This window comes from Streptomyces subrutilus (genome assembly GCF_008704535.1).
Classification (GTDB): domain Bacteria; phylum Actinomycetota; class Actinomycetes; order Streptomycetales; family Streptomycetaceae; genus Streptomyces; species Streptomyces subrutilus.
Map to the genome: position 1 here is coordinate 2,763,097 of NZ_CP023701.1, position 14,413 is coordinate 2,777,509.

The 14,413-nt window shown below is 73.7% G+C and carries 16 protein-coding genes; 5 read left to right on the forward strand and 11 right to left on the reverse strand.

From position 1 onward, the window contains the following. The first annotated feature begins 128 nt into the window (after positions 1–128). A complete protein-coding gene (locus tag CP968_RS11755) occupies positions 129–689 on the forward strand; it encodes a PPA1309 family protein (RefSeq protein WP_150517962.1) in 561 nt (186 codons plus the stop codon). 27 nt (positions 690–716) lie between these two features. Here CP968_RS11755 and CP968_RS11760 read toward each other — a convergent pair whose 3' ends face one another. The 4 genes from CP968_RS11760 to CP968_RS11775 all read right to left on the reverse strand — a co-directional run bounded on the left by CP968_RS11760 (position 717) and on the right by CP968_RS11775 (position 4,017). After that, positions 717–1,808, reverse strand: a complete 1,092-nt coding sequence (locus CP968_RS11760; RefSeq protein WP_150517963.1) for a YlbL family protein — start codon at positions 1,806–1,808, stop codon at positions 717–719. A 96-nt stretch (positions 1,809–1,904) separates the two neighbouring features. Beyond that, positions 1,905–2,111 carry a hypothetical protein gene (locus CP968_RS11765; protein WP_150517964.1) on the reverse strand — a complete coding sequence of 69 codons (207 nt, stop codon included), beginning with the start codon at positions 2,109–2,111 and terminating at the stop codon, positions 1,905–1,907. 164 nt (positions 2,112–2,275) lie between these two features. Further along, a complete protein-coding gene (locus tag CP968_RS11770; RefSeq protein WP_150517965.1) occupies positions 2,276–2,737 on the reverse strand; it encodes a molybdenum cofactor biosynthesis protein MoaE in 462 nt (153 codons plus the stop codon). Positions 2,738–2,859: 122 nt separating this feature from the next. After that, entirely contained in the window at positions 2,860–4,017 is a 1,158-nt protein-coding gene (locus CP968_RS11775) for an SDR family oxidoreductase (RefSeq protein ID WP_189828979.1), read from the reverse strand. Between the two features lie 193 nt (positions 4,018–4,210). Between CP968_RS11775 and CP968_RS11780 the strand changes: the two genes are divergently transcribed. Beyond that, positions 4,211–5,722 (forward strand): zinc-dependent metalloprotease, encoded by a 1,512-nt coding sequence (locus tag CP968_RS11780; RefSeq protein WP_150517966.1) that lies wholly within the window; start codon positions 4,211–4,213, stop codon positions 5,720–5,722. After that, complete coding sequence (locus CP968_RS11785; RefSeq protein WP_150517967.1) at positions 5,719–6,261, forward strand: NUDIX hydrolase; 543 nt, start codon at positions 5,719–5,721, stop codon at positions 6,259–6,261. Before CP968_RS11780 ends, CP968_RS11785 begins: the two co-directional genes overlap by 4 nt. Positions 6,262–6,313: 52 nt before the next feature. On the opposite strand, the gene CP968_RS11790 is transcribed toward CP968_RS11785, so the two are convergent. The 4 genes from CP968_RS11790 to CP968_RS11805 form a co-directional block, all read right to left on the reverse strand. Beyond that, positions 6,314–7,069, reverse strand: a complete 756-nt coding sequence (locus tag CP968_RS11790) for an AIM24 family protein (protein WP_150517968.1) — start codon at positions 7,067–7,069, stop codon at positions 6,314–6,316. Positions 7,070–7,085: 16 nt separating this feature from the next. Then, positions 7,086–7,766, reverse strand: a complete 681-nt coding sequence (locus CP968_RS11795; protein WP_150521870.1) for an AIM24 family protein — start codon at positions 7,764–7,766, stop codon at positions 7,086–7,088. 20 nt (positions 7,767–7,786) lie between these two features. After that, on the reverse strand, positions 7,787–9,430 hold the full coding sequence (locus CP968_RS11800; protein ID WP_150517969.1) for a TerD family protein: 1,644 nt from the start codon (positions 9,428–9,430) through the stop codon (positions 7,787–7,789). 128 nt (positions 9,431–9,558) lie between these two features. Continuing rightward, entirely contained in the window at positions 9,559–10,155 is a 597-nt protein-coding gene (locus tag CP968_RS11805; RefSeq protein ID WP_167536793.1) for a M48 metallopeptidase family protein, read from the reverse strand. 245 nt (positions 10,156–10,400) lie between these two features. On the opposite strand from CP968_RS11805, the gene CP968_RS11810 reads away from it, so the two are divergent. Together CP968_RS11810 and CP968_RS11815 are read left to right on the forward strand one after the other, a co-directional pair. Beyond that, the gene (locus CP968_RS11810; protein ID WP_150517970.1) at positions 10,401–11,543 is read left to right on the forward strand and encodes a ThiF family adenylyltransferase; all 1,143 of its coding nucleotides are present in this window, start codon (positions 10,401–10,403) and stop codon (positions 11,541–11,543) included. 74 nt (positions 11,544–11,617) lie between these two features. Beyond that, positions 11,618–12,946, forward strand: coding sequence for an ABC1 kinase family protein (locus CP968_RS11815; RefSeq protein ID WP_150517971.1), 1,329 nt, complete (start codon positions 11,618–11,620; stop codon positions 12,944–12,946). A gap of 232 nt (positions 12,947–13,178) precedes the next feature. Here CP968_RS11815 and CP968_RS11820 read toward each other — a convergent pair whose 3' ends face one another. The 3 genes from CP968_RS11820 to CP968_RS11830 form a co-directional block, all read right to left on the reverse strand. After that, entirely contained in the window at positions 13,179–13,508 is a 330-nt protein-coding gene (locus tag CP968_RS11820; RefSeq protein ID WP_150517972.1) for a hypothetical protein, read from the reverse strand. Further along, the gene (locus tag CP968_RS11825) at positions 13,505–13,876 is read right to left on the reverse strand and encodes a WhiB family transcriptional regulator (RefSeq protein WP_150517973.1); all 372 of its coding nucleotides are present in this window, start codon (positions 13,874–13,876) and stop codon (positions 13,505–13,507) included. The genes CP968_RS11820 and CP968_RS11825 overlap by 4 nt, the downstream gene beginning before the upstream one ends. Before the next feature lie 180 nt (positions 13,877–14,056). Next, positions 14,057–14,374 carry a hypothetical protein gene (locus CP968_RS11830; RefSeq protein ID WP_373304101.1) on the reverse strand — a complete coding sequence of 106 codons (318 nt, stop codon included), beginning with the start codon at positions 14,372–14,374 and terminating at the stop codon, positions 14,057–14,059. Between the last annotated feature and the right edge of the window lie 39 nt (positions 14,375–14,413).

The window sequence follows — 14,413 nt, forward strand, 5'->3', positions numbered from 1 at the left end:
AGGTGCGCACCTCGAAAGTCGCTGGGTCTGGTATCGGACGGGCCCCCGATCGTAGAGCCCACTCATGCAACTTACTGAGGCTTTAGTCAGTTCCCGGTAATCGGTGGAAAGGAGGCAGGATGTTGTCCATGTCCAACCTTTCGCCTTCCCCCGGCACCCCGATGGCCGCCGGCCCGCTGACCCGCGCCTGTCTCGAAATCGACGAGTACGCGGCCGGTCTCGGCTGGGACAAGCCCGCGCGGCTGTTCGCGCTCGTCGACACCGCCCGCCTCAAGAAGCAGGAGCCGCGCCTCGCGAGCCAGCTCGGCCTCGACCGGGACGACGCCGGCCAGTCCTCCTTCACCCCCATCGAACAGGAGCAGGTCCCGGCCGGGACGCCGCTCGACAAGTTCCTGGGCACCATCGCCTGGCCCGACGCGGTCGTCGGTTGCGCGCTGACGGTGGAGCGGCTGATGCTGCCGCCGTCGGCGGAGGCCTCCGTACCGGAGGGGCTGAACGACAAGCAGCTGGCCAAGTGGGTCGCCGCGCACCCCGAGCGCCAGGAGGTCCGCCTGACGGTGGCCGTGCTGCGCGACGGCTCGCGCGAGTCGGCCGTGCGGCTGCGGGAGAAGGACGCCGCGACGGAGGTCCTCACCGGCGGGAACCTGGTGCCCGGCCTGGCCGAGGCGCTGGCCGCGACCTTCTCGTAGGGCCGCGGGCGGGGCGGGCGGGACCGGTCAGGGCTTGGCGGCGCAGCTCGGCAGCCCGGCCGTGTCCCCCTTGCCGATCTTCTCCAGGGCGGCCGTGGCGTCGCCGATGGTGGAGACCTTCACCAGCGTGAGCCCGTCGGGCACGTCCCGGGACGCGGCCGCGCAGTTGTCGGCGGGCGTCAGGAAGTACCGGGCGCCGGCCTGGCGGGCGCCGATGGTCTTCATCTGGATGCCGCCGATCGGACCGACCTTGCCGGCGTCGTCGATGGTCCCGGTGCCGGCGACGAACCTGCCGCCGGTGAGGTCCTCGGGGCTCAGCTTGTCGACGATGCCGAGGGCGAACATCAGGCCGGCGCTGGGGCCGCCGACGTCGGCGAGCTTGATGTCGATGGCGAACGGGAAGGTGTGGTCGGTGCCGGCCCGGATGCCGACGATCGCGTGGCCGTCGCCCTCCGCCTTGGCCGAGGTGATGGTGACCTTGGTGGAGCCGACGGGCTCGCGGTTCGCCTTCGCCGCCTCGGCGGCCGCGGCGGCGGGCACGATGGTGAACTCCACCGGCTCGCCCGCCTTGTGCAGGGTGACGAGCTTGGCCACGTCCTCGGGCGCCTTGACCGGGGTGCCGTCCACGGCCTGGATCACGTCGCCGGCGTGCAGCTTGCCCTCGGAGGGGCTGCCCTTGACCACCGAGGCGACGATCACGCGGGCGGTCACCGGGATGCCGAGCTGCCGGAGCGCGGCGACCTTGGCGCTCGCCTGCGACTGCGTGAACTCCTCGGCGTTCTCCTGCGTGGACTGCTCGTCCGTCTTGCCGTCCGGGTAGATGTTCTCGTGCGGGACGACGATGTTGTCGCCGGCCAGCCAGCCGTAGACCGCTTCCAGCAGGTTCATGTCGTAGTCCGCGCCGGTGACCCGGACCGTCGTCATGTTGAGGTGGCCGCTGGTCGGGTAGGTCTTGCGCCCCGAGATGTTGAGGACGGGCTCGCCGTGCGCATCGCCCAGGGTGTTCACCGTGGGACCGGGACTCATCTCGGAGTACGGCACCTTGACGAAGACGCCCGCGCAGAGCAGCGCGAACAGCACGAGGGTGGATGCGAGCATCGTCGCGGTGCGGCGTGGCATGGTTCCGACAGTACGGGACGGTCCTGACGGGCGGCCCCCGGGGCCGGTCCGTACGGGGCCCGTACGGGGAAGTCTCAGCGGATTCTCACGGGACGCTCAGACGGCGTCGGAACCGGAGTGGCCGGCGTGTGCCTCTGCCTTCACCTTGACCTCGTCGGCCTTGCCCATGGCTTCACGGAAACGTGCGTAGCCGGCGAGTTCGGATATGTCCCCCTGCGTGCGGTCGCGCGCCGCCCAGCTGCCCCATATCGCCGCTCCGATCGCGGCGAACAGCGGAATCAGCAACCACGCCAGTGACGCCATGGGCGTGCCTCCCTGTCCCGGTGTGCGTGTCGTTGTGGCTTCAACGCTCGTGCCCGGAAAGGGGTTACGCAAATCGAGGGCGTGTTGCGCGGCCGAACGGGTGCGAGGTTACCCCCTCGCGGGTCACGCCCGTCGTCCGGGGTTCGCTGCCGGCGGGCCGGGTGTCAGCAGGCGCCGACCCATTCCTCCGTGCCGTCCGCGAAGGTCTGGTGCTTCCAGATCGGCACCTCGTGCTTGAGGTCGTCGATCAGCATCCGGCAGGCCTCGAATGCCTCGCCGCGGTGGGCGCAGGAGACGGCCACGACGACCGCCAGGTCACCGACGGCCAGGTCGCCCACCCGGTGCACGGCGGCCAGGGCGCGGACCGGGAACTTGGCCGCGACCCGCTCGGCGACGCGGCGCATCTCCGCCTCGGCCGTGGGGTGGCAGGAGTAGCCCAGCCCGTGGACGTCGGCGCCGCCGTCGTGGTCGCGCACCGTGCCGACGAAGAGCGTCGTCCCGCCGGTCGCGTCGTCGCCGACGGCCCGGAAGACCTCGTCGATCGAGAGCGGGGTGTCGCGGATGTCGAGCAGGCGGATGGGGTCCGGAGCGGCCTGCTCGCCGGGGTGGTCGAAGTGCGGTGCCATACCGTCCATCGTGCCCTAGCCGCCGACCCCGGTGGAATAGCCGATTCGCCCGGTGCGCGCCGTCCGCTTTGGGAGCCTCCTACAGGAACGCTCCGGTGGCGGCCCGGGGCGCCGGGCTCCGGTCAGATGCCCCGCCGTCGGCGGGCGCGCCGGACCGCCGCCGCCGCGCCCAGCAGGGCGACCGTCGCGCCGGCCGCGCCGGCGGCCGTGGCGGCGTCCTTGCGGCCCAGGCGGCGGCCCGCGACCGTGTGCCGGCCCGCGACCTCCTGGAGCAGCTCGGCGAGCACCTCCTCGTTGGTCCAGCGGGGCCGCCAGCCCGCCGCGTGCAGCCCGCTGACGCTGACCACCCACGGGTGCATGGTGTACGCCAGGTCCCCGGCCGGGGACGGAGTCAGGCCGATCCGGTGCAGCCGGGCCGCGGCGCCCAGGGCGACGGCCGAGGGCAGCTCCATCCGGCGGATGCCGCTGAGCTCCTCGACCTCCTCCTGCTCCAGCCAGCCCTCGCAGCCCACGGCCAGCTCGCCCTCGACCTTCTCCAGGGCGGCGTACTCCAGGGCGCTGACCAGGTCCTCCACGTGGCAGAACTGCCAGGTGGGCCGGGAGCCGGCCACGACCAGCAGGCGCGGGGACTCGAAGTACCGGGTCAGGGCCGTGTCGGTGCCGCCGACCAGGACCGCGGGCCGGACCACGGTGACGTTGAGCCCCGGGTGCGCGCGGGGGGCGCGGCGGCCCAGGCGTTCGATCTCCAGCAGGTCGCCCACGCCGGTGGCCTCGGCGGTGGCCCGCAGCTCGGAGTCCTCGGACAGCGGGATGTCATTGTCCGGCAGGGCCCCGTAGACCATCGCGGAGGTGCAGAGCACGACCCGGTGCACGCCGGCCGCGGCGGCGGCCGTCAGCACGGTCTGGGTGCCGCGCACGTTGTACGCGGTCCGGGCCGCCGGGTCGCGCTCCAGGTCGAGGTCGAGGGCCAGGTGCACCACGACGTCCGCGCCGCGCAGCTTCTCGGCGATGGCCGGGTCCCGTACGTCCAGCACGTGCCAGTGCGCCTCCGCGCAGTCGCCGCGCCGCTCGTCGATGGCGACGACCTGCTTGACCTCGTCGGAGGCCGCCAGCCGGGCCACCAGGGCGGCGCCGACGCCCGACGCGGCGCCGGTCACGGCGATCACGGGGCCTCTCGCGGCCGGGTTTCGCGGCTGGCGAACGCCGTGGGCGCTGTCACCGTATTCGGGGCGGATGTCGGCGTCGTCGGTCGCGCGAACCTGCGGATCTGGGGAACTCACCGGGCGTCTCCAGCGGTTGTCTTCAGTGGGGACGCGCCGTGACGCGTACCCACCAGGTGATGTCCATCCTGCCGCAGCCCAGGAGTCGGCGGAGCACCGAGCCCGTAAGCCGGGCGGGGTGTCTACGCTGGGTGGTGTTGTCGGACCATTGCCCGTCGGCTCCCGCCGGCGGCCCTACGAGCCGAGGAAACCCGTGAGCGACACCCCATTCGGATTCGGCCTTCCGCCCGAGGAGCCGGAGGACGGCGACCAGGGCAAGAAGAAGGGCGATCAGGGCGGCCAGGGCGGCCCGGCGAATCCGTTCGGGTTCCCCGGCATGGGCCTGCCGGGCGGCGCCGGCGGCCCCGGCGGGGCGGACAATCCGTTCGCCGCGATGTTCGGTGCGATGAACCCGAACGACCTGGGGGCGGCCTTCCAGCAGCTCGGCCAGATGCTCAGCTACGAGGGCGGTCCCGTCAACTGGGACATGGCCAAGGACATCGCCCGCCAGACCGTCGCCCAGGGCACGGCGGACGGCGTGAAGGACGCCAGCGTCGGCGTCGCCGAGAAGTCGGCGGTCCAGGAGGCGGTGCGCCTCGCCGACCACTGGCTCGACGGGGTCACCTCGCTGCCCTCCGGCGCCGCGACCGCCGTGGCCTGGAGCCGCGCCGAGTGGGTCGAGGCGACCCTGCCGGCGTGGAAGGAGCTCGTGGACCCGGTCGCCGAGCGCGTCGGGGCGGCGATGGGCGGGGTGCTGCCCGAGGAGATGCAGGCCATGGCGGGCCCGCTGCTGGGCATGATGCGCTCCATGGGCGGCGCCATGTTCGGCCAGCAGATCGGCCAGGCCGTGGGCACGCTGGCGGGCGAGGTCGTCGGCTCCACGGACATCGGGCTGCCGCTGGGGCCCGGCGGCAAGGCGGCGCTGCTGCCGCTGAACATCGAGGGCTTCGGCAAGGACCTGGGCGTCCCGCAGGACGAGGTCCGGCTCTACCTGGCGCTGCGCGAGGCGGCCCACGCGCGGCTCTTCGCGCACGTGCCGTGGCTGCGCTCGCACCTGTTCGGCGCGGTCGAGGGCTACGCCCGCGGCATCACCGTCGACACCTCCAAGCTGGAGGAAGCGGTCGGCCAGCTCGACCCGTCCAACCCCGAGCAGTTGCAGGAGGCCCTCGCGGGCGGCATGTTCCAGCCGCAGGACACTCCGGAGCAGAAGGCCTCGCTGGCCCGCCTGGAGACGGCCCTCGCGCTGGTCGAGGGCTGGGTCGACGCGGTGGTGCACGAGGCCGCCAAGCCCCGGCTGACCTCGGCGGACGCGATGCGCGAGACCATGCGCCGACGGCGCGCCTCGGGCGGCCCGGCGGAGCAGACCTTCGCGACGCTGATCGGGCTGGAGCTTCGGCCGCGCCGGCTGCGCGACGCCTCGCGCCTGTGGGCCTCGCTGACGGACGCGCGCGGCGTGGACGGCCGCGACGGCCTGTGGGAGCACCCGGACATGCTGCCCACCGCCTCCGACCTGGACGACCCGGACGGCTTCGTCCACCGCGAGCAGCCGGACTTCTCCGAGATCGACAAGATGCTCGGCGAGGCGGCCGAGAAGCGCGCGGGCCGGTCGCCGCAGGGCGAGGGGCCGGCGGACGCACCGCAGGACGGCGCCCCCGGCAGCGCCGCGGACGCCGAGGACGGCCGCGGCGGCAAGGGCGAGGGCGACGAGGGCGACGGGAAGAAGTGAGCCTGCACGACGACGCGGTCCTCGTCCTGAAGCGCTACGAGGACCAGCCCGAGCTGCGCGACCTGTACCTGGAGCACCTGGCGGCCCACCCGGACGGGGTCTACAAGCCGTGCACGGCCGGGCACGTCACCGGCAGCGCGCTGGTGGTGGACCCGGAGGGCCGGCGCGTGCTGCTGACCCTGCACCGGAAGCTGGGCATGTGGTTGCAGATGGGCGGCCACTGCGAGCCCGGTGACGCCACGCTCGCGGAGGCGGCGCTGCGCGAGGCCGTCGAGGAGTCGGGCATCGCCTCCGGGCTGACCCTGCTGGCCGGCGGCCCGGTACGGCTGGACCGGCACCCGATCCCCGCGCCGTGCAACTGGCACCTGGACGTGCAGTACGCGGCGCTGGCCCCGGCCGGCTCGGTGGCGGAGATCAGCGAGGAGTCGCTGGACCTGCGCTGGTTCCCGTACGCGGAGGTGGCGGCGGTGGCCGACACCTCGGTGGTGCGGCTGCTGGAGGCGACCCTGACACGGCTCGGCGACACCCCCGGCCGCTGAGGCACCGGCCGCGGCGGGGGCGGTCCCGGCTCGGGACGGCCCCCGCCGTGGGCTAGTTCCAGGCGTTGTTCTGGTTCTGCGCGTGGGCGCCGTGCTGGCCCATCCCGAACTGGGCCGCCGCGCCCTGGCCCGGCTGGGCGTTCTGCGGCGGCAGCGCCTCGCTGGGCTGGACCAGGGCGAAGCCGGTGCCCAGGAAGCTCAGCTCCCACCCCTCGCCGGTGTTGCCGCGGCGCCGCCAGACCCCGCTGGAGTGGGTCTGGGCCTGCATCTGCACCCGCAGCGAGGTCGACCAGGCGACGATGGCGTCCGCGTCGGCGTTCACGTACTTGTCCGGGGTGACCTGCATCATCAGCGGCTGCCCGGAGGTCATCAGCGCGACCTTGCCGCGGCCGGTGATGTTGAGCTGGTACTTGCCGGAGCCGGAGATCCCGTACTGGCTGTCCACGGCGATGACCTCGGTGTGCAGGGCGGAGTCCAGGGCCAGCACGTAGCTGCTGTCCACGGTCAGGCCGTCTTGGTCCACGTCGACCACGTGGACGTACTGGGCCAGGTTGGCCAGGTAGACGGTGCCCTGCCCGGAGCAGCGCATCAGGTCGAGGCCCTCGCCGGTGCGGCTGCGGGCGCCGCGCTGGTTCGCGCTCTGGTACTCGCCGTCGAAGTCGATGATCCCCTGGTAGGCGACCATCGCCCCCTTGCGGGCGAGGACGTCGTCGGAGCCGGTCAGCGAGACCCGCAGCAGCTGCGGGTTCTGGACCGCGTACCGCTCCTGGGACTGTGCCTCCGCGTGGGCGAAAAGTGAGCTCTGCATGTGTTCCCGCTCCCCCTCAGCCCCGGGTCCGGAGCCGGTCGGTGCTGTCCTCGCTGGGCTGGACGACGACGATGCCCTGGCCGGAGAAGGCCATCTGGTAGGCCTCTCCGCTGCCCCGGCCGATCATCGACGAGGCCTTGAAACTGCGTTTGCCCTTGACCTTGAGGTTCGGGGACCAGGCGACGAGCGCGTCCGGGTCCACGTACGTCTCGTCCTCGCCGCGTCCGCAGTCGACGACGATCGGCGTGCCCCGGGAGGTGATCGCCACCCAGCCGGTGCCGGACACCTGCACGTTGAACAGGCCCTGACCGGCGAACTTGGCCATGCCCTTGACCCGCTCGACGCCCCACTGGAGGTGCGCGTCGAAGGCGAGCAGGTTGGTGCCGTTGACCGAGAGGGCGTCGTCGGCGAGGTTGATGACGACCACGTCCGCGCCGTAGTCGGCGAGGTAGAGCAGGCCGTCGCCGGTGCACTTCATCAGCGGGGCGCCCTCGCCGGTGAGCCACTGCGAGGCCATCTGCCGGACGGCCGGCGGGTTGGGCTCGTACTGGACGAAGCCCTCGTAGGCGACCATCGAGCCGGTGCGGGCGAAGAGGTCCTGGCCGCTCCGCATGGCGACCTTGAGCATGGCCCGGCCGTGGTTCTCCATGCGGGCCGTGACGGGGGTCGGGGCGTAGCCCGCGAGCTGCTGGTTCATTGCGTTCATGACGGGCTCCCTCAGACCTCGTACGGCTGGACGACGATGAAGTTGCCGGGAGCGCCGCGGAACTGGAGGTTCACGGTCTCCCCGCTGTGACCGGGGTAGGCGTTGCGGCGCAGCCTGACCTGGCTGGAGATGATCACCTGCGAGGCGGCGGACCAGGCGACGACGGCGTTGCTGTCCGCGAAGGTGGTCGGGGTGACGGGCAGGACGACCGGCACGCCGTGGGTCTTGACGATCACCGTGCCGGTGCCCTGGAACTGCATGGTGAACAGGGCCCCGCCGGGGATGCCGTGGCCCTCGATGCGGCGGACCTCGTGCTGGAGGGACTCGTCGAAGGCGAGCACGTTCTCGGCGGAGACGCAGATGGCGTCGCCCTGGAGCTCGATGGCGTGCAGGTGGGCGCCGGTCTCGGCGAGGAAGACCTGGCCGCGGCCGGTGCAGCGCATGAGCTGCAGCTCCTGGCCGGTGGCGTTGCCGACGATGCGGCCGGCGAAGCCCGCGCCCTTGTAGCCGAAGTCCACCTTGCCCTGGTAGAGCACCATGCTGCCCTGGCGGGCGAGGACGCCCTGGCCGCCCATGGACAGGTCGACGCGCATGAGCTGCTGGTTCTGCGGGGTCCAGCGGGCGCCGGTGGGCGCTTCCTTGTACGGCTGGAGGGCCGCGGCGAGTCCGGCGCCGGGGCCGGCCGCAGGAGCGGGCCCGGGCTGGTGGCCGTGGCCGGGGAGCTGGCCGTGGGAGGGCTGGTGGCCGTACACCGGCTGCTGACCGTAGGGCGCGGGGGCCGGGGCGGGCGGCGGGACCTGGCCGGGGTACTGGCCCGGGACCTGCCCGTACGAGGGCTGCTGCGGCTGCCCGTACGGCGCGGGGGGCGGCGCGGCGAGCGGCGCGGCCAGGGTGGGTGCGCTGTGGACCGGCGCGGGGGGCGCGGGCTGGTGGTACGGCAGGGGCTGCTGGGCCGGTGCGGGCGCGGGGGCACCGAAGGACGGCGCGGGGGCCGGCGGCTGCGGGGCGGGGGCCTGCGGGGCCGGGGCGCCGAAGGACGGGGCGGGCGCCGGGGCGGCGGCCTGCGCGGGCGGGGCGAAGCCGGGGGCCGCGCCCTGGGCGGGGAGCTGCGGCTCGGGCTGCGGCTCCTCGGCGACCTCGCCGCCGAAGTTGCGCAGCAGCGCGTCGAGCCCGCCGTCGAAGCCCTGGCCGACGGCGGCGAAGCGCCACACGTCCTTGAGGTAGAAGTCGCCGAGCATGACGGCCCGCTCGGTGGTGAACTCGGAGCCCGTGAACGCGTACCGGACGACCTCTTCGCCACCGGCGACGACGCGGATGTATCCGGGCCCGACCTGCGACATCTGCCCGGCGCCGTCGATGGTGGCGGTGAAGGACAGCTTGTGGATCGAGGCGGGGACGCGATCCAGCGTGACCCGGAAGGATTCGGTGTCGCCGGCCTGCGGGCCGAGCTGCTGGATGGACTCCTCCGGCGATTTCGGCTGGTTGAAGAAGACGAAGTACCGGTCGTCCGAGAGCCGCTCGTCGGCGTCGAGGCCGAAGCAGCTGATGTCGAAGGCGAGTCCGGGTCCGGAGATCTGGACGCCCACGTACAGGTCGGTACCCGCCGTCAGATCACTGATCTTGGCCTTGTGGCCGCGTTGGAATTCCCTGGCCATGCGTACGACCGTCCCCCATCCCGACTGTGAACACGTGCGGCTCAGGCTAACGGCAATGGCCGACATCCGGCCAAGTCGGTACCGACCCGGTACACAACGCCGTCCGTGCCCCCGGGGCGGGCGGCGGGTCAGTCGCCGGAGCGGTCCGCGGGGCCCCCGTCGGCGTCCTCGCCGGCGCCGTCGCGGGGTGCGGAGGGGTCCGCGGGGGCGGTGGGCAGGCGCTCGGCGGCGACCACGCCCTCCAGGTAGCCGCGGGCCCGTTCGGTGCGCGGGTAGGCCTCCAGCAGCTGCCAGAAGTCCGGGCCGTGGCCGGGTACGAGGAGGTGGGCCAGCTCGTGGAGGAGCACGTAGTCGACCACGTACTCGGGCATGCCCTGGAGGCGGTGCGAGAGCCGGATGCTGCCCTCGGCCGGGGTGCAGGAGCCCCAGCGGGTGTTCTGGTTGGTGACCCAGCGGACGGTGCGGGGGCGGGCGCGGGCGGCGAAGTACTGCTCGGACAGCCGGTCGGCGCGCTCGGTCAGCTCCGCGTCCCCGAGGGTCCGCTTGCTCTCCTGCGCGGCCAGCTTGTCGAGCATCACGCCCACCCAGCGGCGCTCCTCGGCCTCGGACATCCGGGCAGGGATGAGGACGACCGTACGGTCACCCTCGCGGTAGGCGGATACGGTCCTGCGGCGGCGCGCGCTCCGGCGGACTTCGACGGCGCGCTGGGGTGGGTCGGCGGACACGCCATGACGGTACCCGGTCGCCGTCGCGGAAGTCCCGCGCGTCCGGGGTTCGAACACGGTCGGTTCGGAGCCGGTCCCCGGATCGGCCGCCGTCCGCATCCGAATTCTTCATCAGATATGACCGATACCCGCCGCCTGTGGACAACTTTCCGCACCCGGGGCGGCGGGAGGGCAGTGTGGCGGGGACGGGAAGCGGTGGCCGGGTGCGGTGACCGGGATGAGGCGACCGGGATGAGGGGGCGGCGGTGTATCCGAAGGTGAAGCCCGCGCTGGCGCGGGCCTGGCGGGATCTGCGGACGGTGCAGTTCGGGGTGACGCCCGCGCACGCGGTGGTGTTCGGGCCGGTGGACACGGCGACGGGGTCGCTCATCGACCGGATCGACGGGACGCGCGGGATGGAGCTGCTGCGGGCGGAGGCCGCGGGGATGGGGCTGCCGGACGGGCAGGCCGACGAGCTGGTCCGGCGGCTGGCGCGGGCCGGTGTGCTCGACGACGCCACCGCCGGCGGTCCGCGGGCCCAGGCCGTCCGGCAGCGGCCGGAGGCACTGGAGCGGCTGGGGCCGGATCTGGGCTCGCTCTCCCTGGTGCGCCGGGAGCCGGGCGGCGACCTGCGGGGTGTCGCCGCGCGCCGGGCGCTGCGGGTGCAGGTGCGCGGGAGCGGCCGGGTGGGGGCCGTGATCGCCGCGGTCCTGTCGGGTGCCGGCGTGGGCCGGGTCGACGTCCTGGACGGGGGCCGGGTGGAACCGGGGGACGTGGCGCCGGGCGGGCTGGGGGCCGCGGGCGTGGGCCGGCTGCGGGCGGAGGCGGCGGCCCGGCTGGTGCGCGAGGCGGCGCCCGGGCGGGCGCCGCGGACCGGGGAGGACGGGGGCCCGGAGCCGGGGCTGGCCCTGGTGGTGGTCGCTCCGCGGGACGGGCTGCACGCCTGGGCCCCCGATCCGGAGACGGCCGCGGGCTGGGTCGCCTCGGGCGTTCCGCACCTCTACGCGGGGGTGCTGGAGGGCACGGGGCTGGTGGGCCCGCTGGTCCTGCCGGGGGCCACCGGGTGCGCGGGGTGCATGGAGCGCGACCGGGTGGAGCGGGACGCGGCCTGGCCGCGGATGCTGGTGCAGTGGCGTTCCGCGCACCGCCGCAGGGCGACCGCCGCCTGTGATCTGGGGCTGTCCACGGCGACCGCCGGTCTGGCCGCCGCCCATGCGCTGTCGTTCCTGGACGGGGAGCTGCCCGCGTCGACCGGTGCCCGCTGGGAGGCGGCCCTGCCGGGCCTGCACTGGGAGCACGCGCCGGTGCGTGCGCATCCCGGCTGTCCGTGCGGGGCGGGTGCCGGGCGGCCAGCGGCGCTCGAGCGGACGGGAGGAGGATCGGGAGCGGACCGTCCCACGGGCCCATGACAGGATGCGTGGGGTCCGAGGGGTCTTCGTGAACCGCCGCTTGCGGCGCGGCTGTCTGGGAAATGGAGGGGCGCATGTCTGATCTTCCCCGGAAGGCGGTCACCCGTACCGTCAAGCTGGCCGCGCTGCCGCTCGGCTTCGCGGGCCGGGCCACGTGGGGCCTGGGCAAGCGGATCGGGGGCAAGTCGGCGGAGATCGTGGCGCGCGAGCTCCAGCAGCGCACCGCCGAGCAGCTCTTCAAGACGCTCGGTGAGCTGAAGGGCGGGGCCATGAAGTTCGGCCAGGCCCTGTCCGTCTTCGAATCGGCCCTCCCCGAGGAGGTCGCGGGCCCCTACCGGGCCGCGCTGACCAAGCTGCAGGAGGCCGCTCCGCCGCTGCCCGCCTCGACCGTGCACCAGGTGCTGGCGGAGCGGCTCGGGGCCGACTGGCGGGAGCTGTTCGAGGAGTTCGAGGACAAGCCGGCGGCTGCGGCCTCGATCGGGCAGGTGCACCGGGCGGTGTGGCACGACGGCCGTCAGGTGGCGGTCAAGGTCCAGTACCCGGGGGCCGGCGAGGCGCTGCTCTCGGACCTGAAGCAGCTGGCCCGCTTCGCCGGGCTGCTGGGCCCGCTGATCCCGGGCATGGAGATCAAGCCGCTGATCAAGGAGTTGCGCGACCGGGTCGCGGAGGAGCTGGACTACGAGCTGGAGGCCGAGGCGCAGCGCACCCACGCGGACGCGTTCGACGGCGATCCCGACGTGGTCGTGCCGGACGTCGTGCACCAGGGCGACCAGGTCCTGGTGACCGAGTGGATGGAGGGGACGCCGCTGTCGGAGGTGATCGCCGACGGCACGCAGGAGGAGCGCGACCGCGCCGGGCAGTTGCTGGCCCGATTCCTCTTCTCCGGCCCCGCCCGCACCGGGCTGCTGCACGCGGATCCGCACCCGGGCAACTTCCGGCTGATATCGGGCCCGGAGGGCCGGATGCGGCTGGGCGTGCTGGACTTCGGCACGGTGGACCGGCTGCCCGGCGGCTGGCCCAAGCCCATCGGCCGGTCCCTGCGGATGACGCTGGACGGCGACGCCGAGGGGGTCTACGGGCACCTGTGCGCCGAGGGGTTCGTGAAGGGGTCCGTCGAGCTGGACCCGGACGCGGTGCTGGACTACCTGAAGCCGATCATCGAGCCGGCCGAGGCGGAGGAGTTCACCTTCACCCGGCCGTGGCTGCGCGGCCAGGCGGCCCGGATCGCCGACCCCCGCTCCCCCGCGCACCAGCTGGGGCGGCAGATCAACCTGCCGCCGTCCTACCTGCTGATCCACCGGGTGACGCTGAGCACCATCGGGGTGCTGTGCCAGCTGGGCGCGACGGTGCGGCTGCGCGAGGAGCTGGACTCCTGGCTGCCGGGCTTCGCGTCTGCCGAGTGACCCCGTAGCGCGGTCGCGGACGCGGTCCGCGGGGCCGCGGCGGGCGGGACGGCCGGTCGTCGCGGCGGCGGGCGGCGGGCTCCACGGGCGGGCGGCGGCTCCGTGCGGGCCCGGCGTCCCGCCTCCGCGCGGACCGGCGGGCGCTCGAACGCACCGGGGGGACCGGTCCGTGCGGACCGGTCCCCCCGGGTTCTTCGTGTGCGGTTGCCCGGCCGGCGGTGCGCCGGCCGGGTCAGTGCATGACGGCGCGGGCGAGGGCCCGCCGGGCGCGCAGCGAGACGCGCTCGGCTCGCCGCTGCATGCGGCGGGCGGAGACCAGGCGCAGGGCGTGACGCTCGGCGTCCACCTCGCGCATGCGGTCGTCCATATGGGCACGGGCCAGGGCTTCTGGGATGAGTTGCATTTCGCGGGTCCTGTTCTGGCGCGAGGTCATCGCACCGGCGGTGATGAAGTCTGCGTGGGCGGCGCCGTGCGGCTGCTCGCTCGTGGTGTGGGGGGTCATGAGGGCCTGCTTCAAGGGGTCGTGCGTGAGGGGGCGGTCGATGGTTCCGATGGCGGTCATGCCGTGACGACCGGGTTCTTGCGCGGACGGCCACGGGGACGCTTGCGGGCTACGACCACACCCTGGACGAAGAGCTCGCCACCCCAGACGCCCCAGGGCTCGCGGCGCTCGGTCGCCCCGGCGAGGCAGGCCTCGACCAGCGGGCAGGTGCGGCAGAGCGACTTGGCGTATTCGACGTCGGCCGGGGACTCGGCGAAGAAGACCTCGGGGTCGAAGGTGCGGCAGGGAACCGGGACGCCGAGGTTCTCGATGGCGTCGTCGAGCGCGGTCAGCGCGGTGAGCGGGGTCAAGGCGGGGTCCTCCGGGACTGCGGGCGGGGAGATCGTGTGGGTCTGCGTGACGGACGGGGCGTGCGCTTCGAGTTGCACGGTGGTTTCTTCCTCGTCTTGGTGGCTAGTCGTTCCGGCCGGTCGGCCGGTCTCGGCTGGTACCTGGTTCTGCCAGTCCCGAGGCCCCTTCGCTCCGTCGTCCCCGTTCGGGGACAAACAGAAGGGCCGCGGATCCCGGGTGGGGTTCCGCGGCCCTGAAGGCGCCGGCCTGATCACACGTCAGGCTGGATCACTCCAGGGTTCGAGCCCGCGGAAGGCCCACATCAGGTGGTGCTGCTGCTTCGTCTGCTTCGTCTTGGCTCCGGCACCGGCTGCGGCCGCAAACCCATAGGCGCCGTGCGCCTGGGCTTCCAGTACTGCCACCGGTGCCTGGATCGGTCGCTCATTGCGCTCGCTGACCGGAAGGGTCGCCAGGAGGGCGGGGCTGCCGGCGGAAATCGCGGACAGACCGGTACCCAGGGCGGAGACGGAACCGAGCAGGCAGGAAGCGTCGACCGAGCGATCGGTCATTTTGGTGAAGGTCATGAAGCTGGCCACTGGTCTCGCCTCCTCTCGGCGTCTCGGGGAGCGGCCCGA